At 46.6% G+C, this 2,316-nt stretch carries 1 protein-coding gene; it reads right to left on the bottom strand.

Features of this window, described 5'->3' with window-relative positions; genetic code table 11:
* The coding region (locus tag MHH93_RS28370) for a condensation domain-containing protein (protein ID WP_500056827.1) at positions 1-2,316 on the bottom strand (2,316 nt) is incomplete at both ends.

The following is a 2,316-nucleotide window of genomic DNA, read 5'->3' as shown; positions in this document are numbered from 1 at the left end:
ACCTCTTCTACTGTTTGTCCCACCGTCTCAGGCGGAGAGGCAACTTCTTCTCGCACTCCTTCCGATGCCAGCATGGACAAGGTTGTAACTTGACTGGCCTTCAGCGCTTCGGGCTTTTGTTGACCGATAAGCACTACCTTGGCCCTACTGTCCTTCAGCATGTAAGCTATTCGCTGATCTGGATATTTGGGATCAATCGGCATGTACGCTGCTCCGACCTTCAAAATCGCCAAAATCCCCGTGATCGTATGTGTATTCCGCTCTGCCATAATACCCACATAATCTCCTCGCTCCACACCTGCAAGCCGTAACTGTTCTGCCAGCTGACTGGAACGCTGTTCCAGTTCACGGTATGTCATCTGCTCTTCGCCTGACACGACAGCTAGCTGATCAGGAATCAATGCAGCCTCGGAATGGAACAGTTTCACCACGCTTCGGTCAGAGGGATAAGCCGTGTCCGTTGCATTAAATTGTTTAACGATCACGTCCATTTCATTCTCATCCGTAAGTCGAATTTGATCCATAGACACTTCAGGATTCAACGCGATTTGGATCAAGGCACTACGTAGCCGTCCCAGAATTCTAGATACTTCTTCCCCGCTGTATCGATGAGTATCATACATCAGAGCGAATTCTAACGTTTCTGCATTCATGGCCAGCAATGTCAACGAATAATTCGTTTGCTCCCTTGCTTCAATCATTTTAAAGTTTTCATTCTGCGCTGCTGTTTCAGGCTGGACAAAATAGTTTTCGAATGCCAGCATCGTCTGAATTAGATGACTTCCCTGCTCATGCAGATTCTGAATATCAGCCAGCGAACAATAATCATGCTCCGAGCTTTGCAATGCTTGCTGCTGCAAAGACAGAAGCAGCTCACGCATTGTGGTTTTGGAACTCGCCTGAACATGTACAGGGATCATATTGATAAACAGGCCAACAATCTCTTCAACATGAGGCAGATTTATATTTCGGCCGGATACGATTTTACCAAACACAGCCTCACTTGAATTGTTATACTTTTGAAGTACGATTCCCCACGCTGCCTCCACGATCGTATTGACAGTTATACCCAAATGAGAACAAAGATTTTCAACCTCAATAGTTTCACTCTTGCTTAATCCAAGCTCGACGCGCTCTACCTCTCTGTCAGTCGAATCCGGGCTCCCCTCGGGGATAATGTCTGAGGAAGATTCATAATTCTGAAGAAGCTCTTTCCAGTAGCTCAGGGAGGAAGCCTGGTCTTTTGCCTCCAGTTGAACGACGTAATCTCCATATGAAGTTGGCACAGACAAGTTTTGTTGCAGTTTCTCTTTTGAGGTTCCGTGAAGAATAGACGTGTACAAATACAACAAGTCTTTAACAAGCAGAGACATACTCCAACCATCCATAATAATGTGGTGAAAAGTGAGTACAAGCCGCGTATCTTTTTCCTGAAAATCCACTAATACTGCCCGAAGCAGACTGTCATTCTCTAGATCGAACCCTCGCTCAACATCATCTCTCTTTGCTTTTTCCCAAGCATGAGAGCTTTCAGGATCATTCCTGAGGTCAATATGTGAGAACTCTACGTTTTTGTTCTTCAGCAGTACCTGACGAGCCATACTGACTTGTGTATGAATGATACTTGTACGTAATACATCGTGTTTGACTGTCAATAATTGAAGACTTTCTTTCAATGCTTCTATGTCGATTAATCCTTCCATCTGATAGACGACCTGAACAACATAACTTGTAGAGGATGGTTCCGACACTTTATGGTACAACATACCTTCCTGCAGTGAGGTAAGAGGATAGATCCGTTCCAACTGATATCCCTGACGCTGGATCTTAAGCATTACACCGTTCAATTCTTTCTGAGTCCAGGTACGTTCTCCGAAGTCAGAAGGGGTATGCTCTGTTTCGCTTCTGGAAACACAATGCTCAATGAGCTCCATAAGCTTATCCATGAACGCTTCGGCTAAAGCATGCATCTGGCGGTCATCACATGCTTCGCGTTCATAGCTGATCCGCATCTGCAAACGTTTGTCCATCACTGCTCCGTTCACCGAGATCGGCGTTCCAAACCGGTTGGCTTCCGATACTTCTTCCCCACGCTCTTCTTCGCTCAGACGCCACGTCCCTGGGTTCATCTCCTGGCCGAATTCTCCCAGATAGTTCAGGGTTATTTCAGGCTCAATTCCGGATAGCTCGCTTTCACCCAGCCATTGGAGAATGCCATACCCTATCCCGCGGTTCGGCACACGGCGTAAGATCTCCTTGGTCTGCTGGATGTCTGCTCCCGGATCTTGACCGATGCCTGTTACTGCCACAGGGTAG

This window comes from Priestia sp. FSL H7-0729 (genome assembly GCF_038005685.1).
GTDB lineage: Bacteria > Bacillota > Bacilli > Paenibacillales > Paenibacillaceae > Paenibacillus.
This window is presented reverse-complemented; position numbering and strand designations above follow the sequence as displayed.